At 39.2% G+C, this 17,503-nt stretch carries 15 protein-coding genes; 7 read left to right on the plus strand and 8 right to left on the minus strand.

Features of this window, described 5'->3' with window-relative positions; all coding sequences use genetic code 11:
• Positions 1-33: 33 nt before the first annotated feature.
• The 4 genes from pckA to JM81_RS09855 all read right to left on the minus strand — a co-directional run bounded on the left by pckA (position 34) and on the right by JM81_RS09855 (position 4,953).
• Complete coding sequence (pckA, locus tag JM81_RS09840) at positions 34-1,650, minus strand: phosphoenolpyruvate carboxykinase (ATP) (RefSeq protein WP_144802871.1); 1,617 nt, start codon at positions 1,648-1,650, stop codon at positions 34-36.
• A gap of 233 nt (positions 1,651-1,883) precedes the next feature.
• Complete coding sequence (locus tag JM81_RS09845; RefSeq protein WP_144802874.1) at positions 1,884-3,035, minus strand: glycerate kinase; 1,152 nt, start codon at positions 3,033-3,035, stop codon at positions 1,884-1,886.
• On the minus strand, positions 3,032-4,504 hold the full coding sequence (locus tag JM81_RS09850) for an SLC13 family permease (RefSeq protein WP_144802877.1): 1,473 nt from the start codon (positions 4,502-4,504) through the stop codon (positions 3,032-3,034). The genes JM81_RS09845 and JM81_RS09850 overlap by 4 nt, the downstream gene beginning before the upstream one ends.
• 41 nt (positions 4,505-4,545) lie before the next feature.
• Positions 4,546-4,953 (minus strand): DUF423 domain-containing protein, encoded by a 408-nt coding sequence (locus JM81_RS09855; RefSeq protein ID WP_144802880.1) that lies wholly within the window; start codon positions 4,951-4,953, stop codon positions 4,546-4,548.
• An 81-nt stretch (positions 4,954-5,034) separates the two neighbouring features.
• Here JM81_RS09855 and JM81_RS09860 point away from each other — a divergent pair, with 81 nt between their 5' ends.
• Positions 5,035-6,408: a saccharopine dehydrogenase family protein gene (locus JM81_RS09860; RefSeq protein ID WP_144802882.1), complete on the plus strand. Its 1,374-nt coding sequence runs from the start codon at positions 5,035-5,037 to the stop codon at positions 6,406-6,408.
• A gap of 63 nt (positions 6,409-6,471) precedes the next feature.
• Positions 6,472-6,942, plus strand: coding sequence for an Lrp/AsnC ligand binding domain-containing protein (locus JM81_RS09865; protein WP_089260864.1), 471 nt, complete (start codon positions 6,472-6,474; stop codon positions 6,940-6,942).
• A 45-nt stretch (positions 6,943-6,987) separates the two neighbouring features.
• On the opposite strand, the gene JM81_RS09870 is transcribed toward JM81_RS09865, so the two are convergent.
• The 4 genes from JM81_RS09870 to leuS form a co-directional block, all read right to left on the minus strand.
• Complete coding sequence (locus JM81_RS09870; protein ID WP_144802885.1) at positions 6,988-7,440, minus strand: GNAT family N-acetyltransferase; 453 nt, start codon at positions 7,438-7,440, stop codon at positions 6,988-6,990.
• Between the two features lie 65 nt (positions 7,441-7,505).
• A complete protein-coding gene (locus JM81_RS09875; protein WP_089260866.1) occupies positions 7,506-8,201 on the minus strand; it encodes a zinc metallopeptidase in 696 nt (231 codons plus the stop codon).
• Positions 8,202-8,336: 135 nt separating this feature from the next.
• A complete protein-coding gene (ald, locus tag JM81_RS09880) occupies positions 8,337-9,437 on the minus strand; it encodes an alanine dehydrogenase (protein ID WP_089260867.1) in 1,101 nt (366 codons plus the stop codon).
• A gap of 438 nt (positions 9,438-9,875) precedes the next feature.
• Positions 9,876-12,698, minus strand: a complete 2,823-nt coding sequence (gene leuS, locus JM81_RS09885) for a leucine--tRNA ligase (RefSeq protein WP_144802888.1) — start codon at positions 12,696-12,698, stop codon at positions 9,876-9,878.
• Positions 12,699-12,832: 134 nt separating this feature from the next.
• Here leuS and JM81_RS09890 point away from each other — a divergent pair, with 134 nt between their 5' ends.
• From JM81_RS09890 to truB, 5 genes are all read left to right on the plus strand, one after another.
• Complete coding sequence (locus tag JM81_RS09890; protein WP_144802891.1) at positions 12,833-14,710, plus strand: T9SS type B sorting domain-containing protein; 1,878 nt, start codon at positions 12,833-12,835, stop codon at positions 14,708-14,710.
• 66 nt (positions 14,711-14,776) lie between these two features.
• A complete protein-coding gene (locus tag JM81_RS09895) occupies positions 14,777-15,655 on the plus strand; it encodes a cell division protein FtsX (protein WP_089260870.1) in 879 nt (292 codons plus the stop codon).
• A 9-nt stretch (positions 15,656-15,664) separates the two neighbouring features.
• Complete coding sequence (locus JM81_RS09900) at positions 15,665-15,928, plus strand: DUF3098 domain-containing protein (RefSeq protein WP_089260871.1); 264 nt, start codon at positions 15,665-15,667, stop codon at positions 15,926-15,928.
• Entirely contained in the window at positions 15,929-16,726 is a 798-nt protein-coding gene (locus JM81_RS09905) for an undecaprenyl-diphosphate phosphatase (protein WP_144802894.1), read from the plus strand. It abuts the gene before it with no gap.
• 29 nt (positions 16,727-16,755) lie between these two features.
• Positions 16,756-17,469: a tRNA pseudouridine(55) synthase TruB gene (gene truB / locus JM81_RS09910; RefSeq protein WP_144802897.1), complete on the plus strand. Its 714-nt coding sequence runs from the start codon at positions 16,756-16,758 to the stop codon at positions 17,467-17,469.
• The last annotated feature ends 34 nt before the right edge of the window (positions 17,470-17,503 follow it).

A 17,503-nucleotide genomic window follows, 5' to 3' on the forward strand; every position in this document is an offset into this window, starting at 1 on the left:
AAAAAAAGCCTTGCATTAGCAAGGCTTTTTATTTTAGAAAGCATATCGTTGTGGACCTCCACGCCGTATCTCCTCACTGGCATAACTTTCATATTTTTTAAAGTTTTCCCTAAAAGCATTGGTAAGCTTAAATGCTGTAGTGTAATATTTTTCATCATTGTTCCAAGTTGCCCTAGGACTTAAAACTGAAGTAGGCACACCAGGACATTCCCTAGGTTGCGCAACACCAAACACGGAGTGTATGTGATATTTATCATACGAGTAAAGACCAAGCTCACCATTTAGCGCCGCCGTAATCATTGCTCGCGTATATTTTAACTTCATTCGGGTACCAACCCCGTAAGGGCCTCCTGTCCACCCCGTATTGACCAACCAAACGTCCACACCTGATTCTTTCATTTTCTTACTTAACATTTCTGCATACTTAGTGGGGTGCAACGGCATAAAAGGTGCACCAAAACAGGCAGAAAAAGAAGGTACCGGCTCTACCACACCGGCCTCAGTACCTGCAACCTTGGCCGTATAACCAGAAATAAAATGGTATGCAGCTTGGCTGGGGGTAAGTTTTGATATAGGAGGCAATACCCCAAAAGCATCCGCTGTTAAAAAGAATATATTTTTGACGTTTTTACCAATAGAAGGCAACTGTATATTATCAATATGGTGAATAGGATAACTGACCCTGGTGTTCTGGGTTATGGATGTATCGGTAAAATCTACATTGCCCTTTTCATCCAAAACCACGTTCTCAAGTATAGCACCTGGTTTAATTGCCCCAAAAATTTCAGGCTCCTGTTCTTGGGAAAGGTTGATGACCTTTGCATAACACCCTCCTTCAAAATTGAATACGGTATTTCTGCTGGTCCATCCATGTTCATCATCACCAATTAATTTTCTGTTTGGATCGGTTGACAAAGTTGTTTTTCCAGTACCCGATAATCCAAAAAATATAGCGGTATCACCCTCCTTGCCCACATTCGCTGAACAGTGCATGGGCAACGTTTCCTTATAAACGGGAAGAATAAAATTCAATGCCGAGAAAATTCCTTTCTTAATTTCACCCGTATAACCTGTCCCACCTATCAAGGCGATTTTTCTAGTAAAATTTAAAATAGCGAAGTTATGTTGTCTAGTTCCATCTGCTGCTTCATCTGCCATAAACCCCGGAGCATTTATAACCGTCCATTCCGGTGTAAAATCATCTAGTTCAGAGGCAGTTGGTCTCAAAAACATATTATATGCAAACATATTGGACCAAGGGTATTCATTGATTACCCTAATATTTAGCCTGTAATCTTGATCTGCACACGCATAACTGTCACGCACAAAAAGCTCTTTTTCGTTTAAGTAATCAATGACTTTAGCATATAAAGCATCAAATTTTTCACTCTCAAACGGAATATTAACCGGTCCCCACCATACCTTATCTTTCGTAATATTATCTTTTACGATGAACCGGTCCATGGGAGACCTGCCCGTAAACTCTCCAGTATTTACCGCTAATGTTCCATTACTGGTTTCAACACCCATATTTTTATCTATGGTTGCCTTTTGAAGTTGTTCCGGCTCTTCTTGATAATGAAAATTGGCGTGTAAAATCCCATATTGTTTTAAAGAAATGGTATTCGCATTTGTTGCTGAGCTTTTCATGTTTTAAAGAATTAGTTCACGTAAAACTAAAAAATTTAAACATGAACCCTTGAAATTCAGAGCTTAATTAGCCTTTATACTCGTCGAAATACGAATTCTATGAAAGATTGGAAGAAAAGGAAAAATATTCACAGATCATTTATTCAAAATATTGCATTATATGAATCAAATATTGATTTTGAATAAATAATTAGTGATTTTGATTAAAAATTTTAAGAAATAAGCAATTTTTATCACTTTTTTAAAGGGCTATTTTCCTGTCTTAACAGAAAGAATTCTTTCGCTTTTTGTGATAATAATTCCTTTGCATTTTGCAAATTATACGCAAGATCCTTAGATGGGTTTTGAATTTCAAATACATCATAAATACCATGGTCCATTAATTGGTTTTTGGAAATATCCAACTTACCACAAATTGCTATTACCCTAGTATTGTATTTTTCACCAATCCTCATTACACCCTGAAGTAATTTACCGTTCATTGTCTGATCATCTATTTTACCCTCGCCAGTAACAATAAAATCAAAGGCCTTGGCCGCCAACAACTTTTCTACTCCAGACAGACCAAGGATAAAATCAATACCACTTAAGAAATTTGCGCCAAGAAAGGTTTTTAGACCATATGCAGCTCCACCTGCTGCACCTGATCCTGGCAAATGGGCATTTAAAAGGCCGTACGTTTCCGCCACTACCCGATCTAAATTTTCCAATCCTTGGTCAAGTACTTTTATAATTTCATAAGTAGCCCCCTTTTGGCCTGCATATACATAAGCTGCACCCTTAATGCCAAATAACGGATTGCTAACATCATTGACAGCATAAAAGGATACCTCTTTTAAATCATTACCCACCCAACTGTCATCTATACTTCTAATCTGCTCTAAACTATTGCCAATGGCCGGCAATTTTTTCCCTTTGGCATCCAGGAACACATAACCCAATGCACGGGCAATTCCCATACCCCCATCATTGGTAGCACTGCCCCCTAGGCCTATGTATATATTCTTAATTCCTTTTTGTACGGCATCCTTTATCTGTAGCCCGGTACCGTACGTACTGGTCAACATAGGATTTCTTTCTTCGGGCTTTAATAGTTCCATCCCAGAAGCATTGGCCAGCTCAATATATGCAGCATTATCCTTTTTATTGTACAGGTAATGGGAGCGTAATGGTTTTCCTAAGGGATTTTCAGTGACAACCTCAACGGAAATACAGGGCTTATAACTGGCTACGGCATCCATAAAACCATCGCCACCATCAGATGCCTTTATGAATTTATAGGTAAAATCCACCCCTGCTTTTTGCACTCCATCTATAAAGGCTTTTGAAACTTCTTCACTGGTTAAGGAGCCTTTAAACTTATCTGGTATGAGTAGTAGTTTCATTTAGTAATATTTTTTAGGGGGAAACTATCTATGGAAATGTCCCATAATTCTGGGAGTATAAAATATACGAAAAAGGTTAATATAATGATTGATATGATATTCATAAAAAATCCTTTGCTGACCATATCAGGAATTCTTAAATATCCCGATCCAAAAACTACAGCATTTGGTGGCGTGGCTACCGGTAACATAAAGGCACAGGAAGCGGCTACCGCAGCACCTACCATAAGGATAAATGGATGCACATCTATTGATAAGGCCATTGGTGCCAAAACAGGTAAGAGCATAGCGGTAGTTGCCAAATTTGATGTGATTTCGGTTAAAAAATTTACCGCGGTAATGAGCACCACAATCAATAAAAATATAGGCAATCCTGCCAATGATGTCATTTGGTTGCCAATAAAGACGGCCAGCCCACTTACTTCAAATCCTTTGGCCAAAGCCATACCCCCGCCAAATAATAATATAATACCCCAAGGCATTTTTACCGCCTCCTCCCAATTGATCAATTGGTGCCCCTTCTTTTTGGACGGAATCAGAAATAACAAAATAGCAAAAAATATAGCAATAATTGTATCATCTAAATTTGGCAATATCCGCTGTAACAAAAAAGAGCGGGTTATCCAGCAAAATGCCGTTAATGCAAACACAAAGGCAATAATCTTTTCTTCATAACTGATTTTACCTAAAGTGGACAATAAACGTTTTATCTCCTGTTTGCCCCCCGGAAATGATTTTTGCTTAAACGAAAAAGCAAATCTGGTCAAGTATTTCCAGCATATGAACAATAACAATACGGATATTGGCAGCCCAAACATAAACCACTGCATAAATGTTATTTCATACCCGTAGGTATCTAATACAACACCTGCCAATACTAGATTAGGGGGTGTGCCGATCAAGGTTGCCAAACCTCCAATAGAGGCACTATATGCAATGGCCAACATCAATGCCTTGCCAAATATTTGGTTTTCATCCTCTATAGTATCTGGGTTGTCCCTTAATTGCTTTATAATAGCTAGTCCTATGGGCAACATCATTACTGAAGTGGCCGTATTGGAAATCCACATCGATAAAAATGCGGTTGCCACCATAAACCCTAAAATTATCTTACGAACATCTGAACCTATTAAATTAATGATATGGAGGGCAATACGTCTATGCAGGTTCCATTTTTCAATGGCAATGGCAATTACAAAGCCACCCATGTAAAGAAATACATATTTATGACCAAATGACCCGGATGTAGCCGCCAAATCCAATCCACCGGATAGTGGAAACAAGACCAAAGGCAACAATGCGGTGACCGCTATGGGAATTACCTCCGTAATCCACCAAATGGCTATCCATAATGTAGATGCAAGTACGGCGTTCGCTTCTTTAGAAAGTCCTTCCGGATGAAAAAAGGAGATAATTAGTATAAAGGATAGCGGACCTAGGACCAAGCCCAACCATTTAATTTTATGCATACATCTTACATTGTAGATTGAATTTACGGTTTTATCCAATGCTATTCAACGCCATATTGCTTTTTGCCAGTATTTGATCGTAAAATACTATAACCCAATAATCCCCAACCAGCAATTAAGAAAACTCCGCCTATTGGTGTTAAAAAACCAATGGACCTAAAATCATAGTCCACCACATCATTGAGAGACAAAAGGTAAATTGAAAATGAAAACAGCACCACCCCTATTAACGTACTTATATATATTGATTTTTTGAACAGGATATTTTCTGGCAACAAACCCAACACAAATAAGAAAAAAGCATGGTACATTTGATACCGAACACCGGTTTCAAAAGTTGTTACCGCTTCTGTACCTACCAAATTTTTTAAGCCATGGGCACCAAAAGCTCCAAAAACTACCGCCAACAAACCAAATACGCATGCTGTACTTAAAATTGTTTTTTTCATAACTTTATTCTATTGTTTTCTTATAAATGTAACATTTTGATACCTTAGTGAATAAATACCAATCAAAAATACTGAAATCGTATGATGCGCAAAATTCTAGTTATAGGGGCAGGAAAATCCACTTCATTTTTATTGGATTATCTTTTAAAAAAGGGTGATGCAGAACAATTAGAAATAACCATTGGCGATATAAATCCCAGTATCATACCCGCTCAAATTACAGACCATGCCCATTGCACCGTAATAACGCTAGATATTTTTGTAGAAACCGAACGTAAGCTTGCTATTGCCAATGCTGATCTTGTCATATCTATGTTACCGGCACGATTTCATATCAAAGTGGCCCAAGATTGCGTTAAACTTAAAAAACACTTGGTAACCGCCTCATATATTAGTCCGGAACTGTTGGCCCTAAACGAAAGCGTAAAGAAAAATAACTTGGTTTTTATGAACGAGATCGGGCTAGACCCCGGCTTGGACCACATGAGCGCAATGCAAGTCATTGACCGTATTCGTGAAAACGGGGGAGAAATCATTCTGTTCGAATCTTTTTGTGGAGGTTTGGTAGCTCCCGAAAACGATAATAACCTCTGGAACTATAAGTTTACCTGGAACCCAAGAAATGTGGTACTTGCCGGACAGGGCGGTACGGCTAAATTCATTCAAGAAGGCACCTATAAATATATCCCTTACCATAGACTTTTTAGAAGAACGGAATTTTTTGAAATTGAAGGATATGGCCGTTTTGAAGGGTATGCCAATAGGGATTCCCTTAATTATAGGGAAGCCTATAAATTACAGGATGCCCTCACTATTTATAGGGGAACCATGCGCCGTGTTGGGTTTTCCAAAGCTTGGAATATGTTTATTGAATTAGGGGTAACGGACGATTCCTACACCATTGAAAATTCCGAAAATATGAGCTATAGGGAATTCATTAACCTATTTCTGCCTTATTCGCCCACAGATTCCGTAGAACTAAAATTAAGACATTATCTGAAACTTGACCAAGATGATATTAGGTGGGACAAACTCTTGGAACTGAATATTTTTGATCATAAAAAAATAATAGGAATACCCAATGCCACACCCGCACAAGCTCTGCAAAAAATCCTTGAGGATAGTTGGACCTTAAAAGCAGACGAAAAAGATATGATCGTTATGTACCATAAATTTGGATATAGATTAAATGGTCAAGAAAAACAAATAGATTCCAAACTAGTGGTCACCGGTGAAAACCAAACCTATACCGCAATGGCCAAAACCGTAGGACTTCCCGTGGCCATTGCAGCATTAAAGATTTTAAATGGCAATATTACTACCCCAGGAGTGCAAATACCTATTACCAAAGAGGTTTACGAGCCCATTCTGGAAGAGTTGAAAACCTATGGTATCAATTTTAAGGAATACGATGTACCCTACTTGGGCTACAACCCTAATGCCGTAGTAAATTGAGCAAATACCAGTATCAATTTAAAAGCAATTAGGTATTTTTATATTTTAATTTGAAACTACTGAATGAAAACACCTACTAGTTTGGCTAAAATTGATGGTATTGACAAGAAAATCCTAAGATTTTTAATGAAAGATGCCAGAAAACCGGTTCTGGAAATTGCGCGAAGCATTGGAATATCTGGAGCTGCCATACATCAGCGCTTACGTAAACTTGAAGCATCTGGCCTATTGGCAGGTTCAAAATTCGTAATCAATCCAAAATCGCTTGGATATACCACTATGGCCTATATTGGTATATATTTGGACAAAGCCATGAGTAATCCTGTGGCCGTAAAGCAATTGGAAAAAATTCCGGAAATACTTGAATGTCACTATACCACGGGCAACTGGTCTATTCTTATAAAAGTGTTATGTAGGGACAATGAACATTTAATGCAGGTATTGAACAAGGAAATTCAGCAAATTGAAGGTGTTTCCAGAACAGAAACCTTTATTTCGCTTGCACAACAAATAGACCGGCAAATATCAATTTAAGTAGAGAGCAACAATAGTTCTTCTGAACCAGAACCTAGTTGTATCCTATCTTTTTTTTGTAAAACCCAATTTACGCAACAATGCCAACGATCGGGTATTGGTTTCCATACATATGGCTAGAATACGTGAGCTTTGTAATTGATTCTTACTAAATTCCATCATAGCCATAGTTGCTTCATAGGCATATCCAAAACCTTCGTAAGCAGGTAAGAAGGCAAAGCCCAAATCTATATTATCTAAATAATCCCTTTTCAAAAGTCCGCAAATGCCGATGGGTAAACCATTGCCCAAACAAACCTTTAACAATCCAAAGCCATGCTTTTGATATCCTGCCATAAAATTGTTCACGATATAATCTTCCGCTTTTTTTACGGTAGATATCTGCTTGTCTCCTATAAACTGTAGCCATCCTTCACTGTTCAATAGTTCATATATAAACGTGGCATCTTCCAAGCTAATGGGTTCTAAACGCAACCTTTTGGTATTTATCCGTACCATAAAAACCCATATAAAACAAAAAACCCGTCTTTGAGACGGGTTTTCTTATGATTATTTTTTTCGTTTTAATCTCTACCGCCAAATACTTGTAACCCCCAGTAAACCAAAGTAGCCAGTGAACCTATTGCAGCAACCAAATAGGTACGAGCCGCCCATTTTAAAGCATCTTCAGAACCTTTGTACTCTTCTGGAGTAACTACGTTTTTATTCTTTAACCAAGCCAAGGCACGGTTACTGGCATCATATTCAACAGGTAAGGTTACAAAACTGAACAACGTTGCCAGTCCCATCATTACCAAACCTGCAATGGCTACCCAATATCCCAAACCTACACCTGCAGCGGCACCCAATGCCAATCCACCGAATACGACCCACATGGACATGCTTGAGGTTACGCTGACAATTGGCACCAATTTGGAACGCATACCCAACCATTCATAAGCTTGGGCATGTTGTACGGCATGACCCACCTCATGGGCAGAAACTGCCGCAGCGGCTGCATTTCTTTGGTTATACACCCCTTCACTTAAATTTACGGTTTTGTTCTTTGGATTGTAGTGATCCGTTAACATACCAGGGGTAGATACCACCTTAACATCTCTAATGCCGTGATCCGCCAACATTTTCTCTGCAATTTCTGCACCACTCATTCCATTTTGCAAATGCACCTTGGAATAAAACTTAAACTTACTCTTTAATTTACTGCTTACCAACCAGCTTACCAATGCTATGGCTCCGATCAATATATAATATCCCATCATAACGTTTCAATTTTTAAATCAATTAAATATACTAAAGATTCATACTTAAATTAGAATCCAACCATTTAAAAGCAAAAACCCCGCCAAAATCCTTTTGATCTTGACGAGGTCTATTTTACTGACAAAATGTACTTGTTATGCTACAATGCCTTCCCAGCCAAAAGCTTCTATTATCTCTTGGTATACTACATTACCATCTACAATATTTAAGCCTCTCCTTAAGGAAGCATCCTTATCACACGCTGTCTCCCATCCTAAATTGGCCAATTTTAAGGCATAGGGCAAAGTTACATTGGTCAATGCCATTGTAGAGGTATACGGTACGGCCCCTGGCATATTCGCCACCGAATAATGTACAACATCGTCTATGATATAAATAGGATCTTCATGAGTTGTAGGCCTTGTGGTTTCCACACATCCGCCTTGGTCTACGGCCACATCTACGATTACTGTACCCGGTCTCATTTCTTTAAGCATATCCCTGGTTATTAAATTTGGTGCCTTGGCACCTTTTAATAATACACCCCCTATAATTAGATCATGGGTCTTTATAAGTCTTCTAATATTAAATTCATTTGAAAATTCAGTTACTACATGTGGTGGCATCACATCATTAACATAGCGCAGACGTTTCATGTTAATATCCAATATAGTAACATGTGCACCCAAACCTGCTGCCATTTTTGCAGCTTGGATACCTACTACACCTGCACCAAGTACCAACACTTTGCCCGGTGCCACACCTGGTACACCGCCTAACAATACCCCACGGCCCTTTACCGGTTTCTCCAAATATTTGGCACCTTGCTGTATGGCCATTCTTCCCGCTACTTCGGACATTGGCGTTAATAAAGGTAATGTACCTTCTTCATCTTCCACGGTCTCATATGCTATACATACCGCTTTTTGTCTTATCATGGCCTTTGTCAACTCTTCACTTGAGGCAAAATGAAAATATGTAAACAGTATTTGACCCTTTTGTATTAAATCATATTCCTCTTCTATAGGCTCTTTTACCTTAACGATCATTTCACTCATGGCATATACCTGGCCTATAGTATCCAAAATAATAGCACCTGCTTGTTGATAGTCTTGATTAAAGAATCCGCTTCCTTCCCCAGCGCCAGATTGCACATAGACTTTGTGATTGTTCTTTACCAATTCAAAAACACCGGCCGGCGTCATGCCTACCCTGCTTTCATTGTTCTTAATTTCTTTTGGAATACCAACGATCATGATGTTATCATTTTATGTTATGTCACAAAATTGAAACTAATTATACACATATCAAACATAAAATCGATAAAATGTAGGGGTTATATGTTTAAATAAGTAATTATATTGAATATAACCCCTAAATTTTTAGGGGGTAAACTTAACTAAAATGAAATAAATTATGCTGTACCCCCTAAATTTTAAAAAATTCCTGATGAATTGATGATAAGTATAAATGTAACTATTGTAACAAACCACAATCATTAAACCCCCTAAAACAAACGGCACTTTCACGGAATAAAAACTCTACGCTTAACGTTATATGGGCCGTCTTTTCGTTTAGCGGAACTATGAAAAAAACAAAAACGTCATTACGGGATTACGAAGCAATCTGCTAAATCCCAGTAGAGGACTTACCGACCACATCTTTTCGCCGAAATGACGTTTTACAAATAAATATTACCCTACGATATTTACAATCTTACCGGGTACTACAATTACTTTCTTAGGTTCACGACCTTGTAATTGCTGTTGTGTTTTTTCGTTGGCCATGACCGCTGCCTCAATTTCATCTTTGGACAAATCCAAGGAAAGCTCCATGGTAAATTTCATTTTACCGTTAAACGAGATAGGATACTCCTTGCTACTTTCCTTTAAGTATTTTTCCTCGAATTTTGGAAAGGGTGCCGTTGCAATGGACTCCGTATGGCCCAATTTACTCCAAAGTTCTTCTGCTATATGGGGAGCATAAGGTGATACCAATATGATCAATGCTTCTAACACTTCCTTATTTGCGCATTTTTGCGCAGACAGTTCATTAACGGCAATCATGAATGTAGATACTGAAGTGTTGAAGGAAAAGTTCTCAATATCTTCCTGAACCTTTTTAATGGTTTTATGCAAAGTCTTCAACGCCTCTTTTGAGGATTCTTCCTGACCATTATCCTGTGAACCATCTATAAACGGCGCATATAACTTCCATAATTTTTTCAAGAAACCATGGGTACCTGTTATCCCTGCAGTATTCCAAGGTTTGGATTGTTCCAAAGGACCCAAGAACATTTCATACAAGCGTAGACTGTCTGCCCCATATTCTTCACATATGGCATCGGGGTTTACAACATTAAATTTGGATTTGGACATTTTTTCAACCTCACGACCTACTTTAAATGTTCCGTCATCCTCAGTAATAAATTCCGCATCCGCATATTCCTCTCTCCACTTTTTGAAACCATCAATATCCAATTCATCCGATGCGTTTACCAATGATACATCTGCGTGTATGGGGACTACATTTTTATCAGCTATAAGCCCTTTGGAAATCATAGTTTTACCATTTTCTGCCCTATACACAAAAGCACTTGTCCCCGTAATCATTCCTTGGTTGATCAGCTTTTTCGCGAACTCATCTTTGGGTACCAAACCTTTATCGAACATGAATTTTTGCCAGAACCGGCTATACAACAAATGCCCGGTTGCGTGCTCGCTTCCTCCAATATACAAGTCTACATCCTCCCAATAACCAATGGTTTTCTTTGAAAAAATCTCATCATTATTATTTGGGTCCATATACCTATTAAAGTATTGGGAACTACCCGCCCAACCTGGCATGGTATTTAACTCCAGCGGAAAAACTGTTGTATGATCAATCTTACTATTTGCCACTACCCTATTCGCTACGGTATCCCACGCCCAAACCTCGGCATTGCCCAAAGGGGGCTCTCCGGTTTCGGTGGGCAAGTACTTTTCAACTTCGGGCAACTCAATGGGCAGATGTTCTTTTGCAATCATCTGTGGCATACCATCTACATAATACACCGGGAAAGGTTCCCCCCAATATCTTTGGCGACTAAATACGGCATCGCGAAGCCTATAATTTACCTTGCCTTTTCCTTGACCTAATTTTTCCAATTCAAATATGGCACGCTTTACCGCTTTCTTATAGGGCAAGCCGTTTAAAAAATCAGAATTGGCAATTATGGTTTTATCCTTATCCGCAAATGCTTCTTCAGAAATATCAATTCCTTCAAAAATATTGGGAATTGGCAGGTTAAAATGTTTGGCAAAATCATAATCCCTTTGATCTCCACAAGGTACAGACATTACGGCACCGGTACCATAACCAGCCAATACGTAATCCCCGATCCAGATCGGAATAGGTTCTTTTGTAAATGGATGCTCCGCATAGGCACCCGTAAATGCACCGGATATGGTTTTTACATCGGCCATACGGTCGCGCTCAGAACGTTTTGCCGTAGCTTCTATATATGCCTCTACCTCGTCCTTATACTCTGCTGTTGTAATTTTGCCCACCAATTCATGTTCCGGAGCCAAGGTCATAAAAGAAACTCCGAAAATAGTATCGGGTCTAGTCGTAAACACTTCTATGGTTTCATCGTGCCCATTGACATTGAAAATTGCCGAAGCTCCTTCACTCCTACCGATCCAATTGGTCTGGGAATCCTTTAGCGGCTGTGGCCAATCTATGGTATCCAAACCATCTAACAACCGCTGGGCATAGGCAGAAATACGCATACTCCACTGGGTCATCTTTTTACGAACTACCGGGTGACCGCCACGTTCCGATACTCCGTTTACAATTTCGTCATTTGCCAATACCGTTCCCAATGCCGGACACCAGTTTACCTCGGTATCCGCCAAGTATGTCAACCTATATTTTAATAATATTTCTTGCTTTTCCACCTCTGAAAAAGCGGTCCAATCTTCCGCTGAAAAAACAGTAATATCATCATCGCAGACAGCATTTACATTGGCATTACCTTCTGCCTCAAATATAGCGATCAAGGTATCTATATCTTCTGCCTTATCCGTATCCTTATTATACCAAGAATTAAAGATCTGGATAAAGATCCACTGGGTCCATTTATAATATTCAGGACTGGACGTACGCACCTCCCTGCTCCAATCAAAAGAAAAGCCTAACTGATCTAATTGCCTCCTATAGGTTTTAATGTTCGCCGCCGTAGTTATGGCAGGATGCTGCCCGGTCTGTATGGCATACTGCTCAGCTGGCAACCCAAAAGAATCATATCCTTGTGGGTGCAATACGTTAAAACCTTGGTGCCTTTTATAACGTGCATAAATATCACTGGCTATATACCCCAATGGGTGTCCAACGTGCAGACCTGCACCTGATGGATAAGGGAACATATCCAACACATAGAATTTTTTCTTATCAGAATTGTTCTCCGCCCTAAAGGTTTGGTTTTCTGCCCAATATTTTTGCCACTTGGCCTCAATTTCGTTGAAATTGTATTGCATGATTTTAACTTCTTTGCTGTAAGTCGCAAAAATAGGTGGAATCAACGAGAGTTAAAAAGATATTGGAAATAACAGTGCACTCATGATTTCCAAACTAGGCTATGGCAGTGATGTAAATTTGGTATCTTAGGATCGTGAAAACAAAATGTCCCAAAATATTTTTTTCCTTCATAACGCTACTTTGCCTTTCTAACACGGTACTCCAAGCACAACTTGGCTTTTGCGGAGGTAGCTCCGGAGACCCAATATTTACTGAGGATTTTGGATCCGGAACCACAGTCGGACCGGCGCTTCCTGCAGGTACAACATCCTATAATTTTACCACGGGAACACCTAATGACGGAGATTATACCATATCTAGCACCACCAATTATTTTGATTGGATTTCCGTACAGGACCATACGCCGGGAGACACCAATGGAAAGTCATTCATTGTCAACGCAAGTTTTACCGCCGGGGAGTTTTACCAAAGGCAGGTCATGGGTCTATGCGAAAATACCACCTATGAATTTTCATCATGGCTTATCAATTTACAATCTATAGGAAGTTGTGAAGGCAATAGCATACCAGTTAACGTAAGATTTCAGATTTGGGATGAAACGGATACCAATTTATTGGCGCAGGGAGATACCGGAAGTATAACAGCAAATTCCAATACGGAATGGCAACAATATGCCTTGGTTTTTACCACTGAACCCGGACAAACCTCGGTTATTCTTAAGATGAGGAACAATAGCAACGGAGGTTGTGGTAACGACCTGGCCATTGATGATATTGTCTTTAAATCTTGTGGGGACAACGTTACCGTAAGCACCAATTCCGCCGAAGAAAGTTTAACCATATGTGAAGACCAAGGCAGCGTAACAAGTACCATTATTGCCACACCGGATAATTCTATTTTCTCTACCCATGCCTATCAATGGCAACAAAGTAACGATCAACAACTATGGACGGATATCCCTAGTGAAACCAGCAATACGTTGTCAACCCCACCCATAACGGAAACCACGTATTACAGAGTAAAAATTGCGGAAGACCCCATAAATGTCAACAATGACCTTTGCAATATTGTGTCCAATGTATTTGATATTATAGTGCAAACTATACCCAATGCCCCTATTAGTAATGGGAATGTTACTATTTGCCAAGGTGAAACCGGTCTTCTTACCGCCACTACCGTTAATGGATATACCGTGAACTGGTATGACCAGCCTACCGGTGGTTCCTTATTATTGGAGGACTCCATGAATTTTGAAACAGAACTTGCAGGCACCTATTATGCCGAAGCCGTATCAACAACTATAACTTGTTCCTCAACTTCTAGAACGGCCATTTCGTTAATCGTAAACCAACCTCCTAATGTACAGGATGAAACCGTTACTTTTTGCGAGGGAACCATGGCCATCTTAACCGCCAATATGGACAATGCCAACTATGAATGGAACACAGGGGCAACTACCCAGGAAATTACAACAGACACCCCAGGGATATATACGGTCCTAATAACTGACAGTAACGGTTGCTCCGCAACCAAAACGATTACCGCAGAACAGATAGACCTGCCTATAATAAGCACTATTAGATCCAACGGACCATCTATTGAAATCACTATAGAAAATGAAGGAGAGTTTGAGTACTCCCTAGACGGATTTAATTATCAAAACAGTCCGGTTTTTGAAGCTGTAAATGGGGGAAATTATACCGTATATGTTAGGGATACATTTAACTGCGGAGTGGTTACACAAATTTTCGACCATTTGGTAATCCCTTCTTTTTTTACACCAAATGGAGATAACGTAAATGATGTATTTGAGCTTGAAGGAACAAATGCCTTCCCCAACCTAACCATATCCATTTTTGACCGTTATGGCAAATTATTGAAATTCGCCAATTCCGATGCCGCTTATTGGGATGGGACTTTTCAAGGAAAACAAATGCCATCAGATGATTATTGGTATAAGATCATTGCAGGAAGTATGCAAATTGACGGACACTTTACACTGAAACGTTAACAGGTTGAAAATTTCAAGCTGCATTTAACTTTACTTTGCTATTTTTACTGCACTTTTAAGTGCTATATGGCGAACTCTTTTGAAAATTATCAACGACGTAAACTAATCTCATCATACTTTTCCGTAGTGCTAAGTATTGCTTTGGTACTGTTTTTATTAGGTATCCTGGGCCTTTTGGTATTAAATACCAAAAAATTGGCCGATCGCTCAAAGGAACAGATTACTATTTCCGTCTTCCTAAAAGAGAACACCAAGGAGATTGAAGTAGAACAACTTCAAAAAACCTTGGCCATGTCAGAATATACCAAATCGTCTACCTATGTCTCCAAGGAAGAGGCCGCAAAACAACATAGTGAAGATATTGGAGAGGATTTTGTGGACTATCTTGGATACAACCCTCTAAAAAATTCAATTGATGTAAAATTGAAGGCAGATTTTGTTACCGCAGAAAAAGTGGAGGAAATTGCTGCTACGCTTGCGGAAAAAAGTTTTGTGGACGAAGTCAGTTATGACCGTGTTTTGGTCAGTATGGTAGCTAAAAGTGTAGAGCAAATTGGTTTTTGGATCTTGGTAGCCAGTGCCATATTTACTTTTATTGCCGTACTATTGATCAACAGCTCCATAAGATTGTCCATCTATTCCAAAAGGTTCATCATTAAGACCATGCAAATGGTAGGGGCCACAAAGACTTTTATCAGAAGACCTTTTATTTGGCAAAACATTAAATTGGGTATGATCGGTGCTGCAATAGCTTTATTGGCCATTGCCGGAGTCGTCTATTATTTAAATACCAATTTTCAGGATTTTGGGCTTTTTGACGAACCATATATTTTAATCATCCTTTTTGTCAGTGTATTTCTTTTGGGTATCCTTATTTCGTTCATCAGCACGTATTTTGCGACCCAACGTTTCCTAAACCTTAGAACCGACGAATTATATTATTAAATTTGCGCCATGAGTAAAAAGAACAAAGTAGAACAACCGCCTAAACAGGAGTTTATCTTTCAAAAGAAGAATTACACGTTTATGTTCATAGGCATTGCTTGTATCGCATTAGGTTTTATATTAATGAGCGGAGGAGGAAGTGACGACCCCAATGTATTCAATCCGGAAATATATAATTTTAGGAGAATTCGTTTGGCCCCTACTTTAGTGTTGATCGGCCTAGGTATTGAAATCTACGCAATCTTACTGAACCCACACAAAAAGAAAGCATAATTGGATACTTTAGATGCTATACTGCTCGGGATCATTCAAGGATTGACCGAGTTCTTACCCGTATCATCAAGCGGTCATTTGGAATTGGGCAAAGCAATACTTGGTGATAATTCCTTACAGGAAGAGAGTTTATTGTTCACCGTTGTCCTACATTTTGCAACTGCGCTTAGTACCATAGTTGTGTTCAGAAAGGATATTTGGGAAATTTTAAGTGGATTGTTTCAATTTAAATGGAACGAGGAAAGTCAGTTTTCCGTAAAGATTATCATTTCCATGATACCGGCCGTCATTGTAGGCCTCTTTTTCGAGGAGCAACTAGAAGCATTTTTTGGCGGCAATATTAGATTTGTAGGCTTTATGTTGATCATAACCGCCGTATTACTTTATTTTGCAGATAAAGCCAAGGATACCCAAAAAAAAGTAAGTTTTGGAAACGCCTTTATTGTAGGCATATCTCAAGCAATTGCCATGCTACCGGGTATTTCAAGAAGTGGCGCTACAATTTCAACGTCCGTTCTATTAGGGGTAGACAAATCCAAAGCGGCAAGATTTTCATTCTTGATGGTAGTTCCTCTAATTTTTGGCAAGATTGCCAAAGACCTAATGAGCGGGGATCTCAACTTTACCGGAGAAAACAATGTTGCCATGGGTGCAGGGTTTATCGCCGCCTTTATAGCAGGTTTGGCCGCATGTACCTGGATGATCAAACTGGTACGTAAAAGCAAACTTTCCTATTTTGCCATCTACTGCCTTATAGTAGGATTAATTGCCGTGATTTACGGTTTTACCAACTCATAACACCAACCATAAACAAACCCAAAACCTACATGGAAAATTTAACGAAAGAAGATTTCCTAAACGGTAAGGTGTTATTGATCGATAAGCCTTTGGGATGGTCCTCTTTCCAGGCCGTAAATAAATTAAAATGGGCCATTAGAAAAAAATTCAGCCTTAAGAAATTTAAAATTGGCCATGCCGGTACATTAGATCCATTGGCAACCGGACTTTTAATTATCTGTACAGGTAAGTTCACCAAAAAAATTACCGAGTTTCAAGGTCAGGAAAAAGAATATACTGGCATTTTCACCCTAGGTGCTACAACACCTTCCTATGACTTGGAGACCGTTATTGATAACACTTACCCCACAGACCATATTACACCGGCGTTGATTAAGGAGACCACCCACCAATTTATTGGGGAAATAGCGCAAGCACCCCCTGTATTCTCCGCATTAAAAAAGGATGGTAAGCGCCTGTATGAACTGGCAAGGGAGGGTAAGACCGTAGAAATTTCCAAACGTATTGTTACGATTAGGGAATTTGAAATAACCAAAATTGATGACCTTAACGTTCACTTTAGAATTACATGTAGCAAAGGCACTTATATCCGTTCCATAGCCAATGATTTTGGCCTTGCACTAGGTTCAGGGGCACATTTATCTGCCCTAAGGAGAACCAAAATAGGTGATTTTAACGTAGATATAGCCCAAGACCCTATGATATTTGCCAATGTATTATTGGGTACCGAACATGGTTCTTGAACGACTTTTAAGGATTAGGCATACGGGTTTTAAA

This window comes from Maribacter sp. MAR_2009_72 (genome assembly GCF_007827235.1).
Classification (GTDB): Bacteria; Bacteroidota; Bacteroidia; order Flavobacteriales; family Flavobacteriaceae; genus Maribacter; species Maribacter sedimenticola.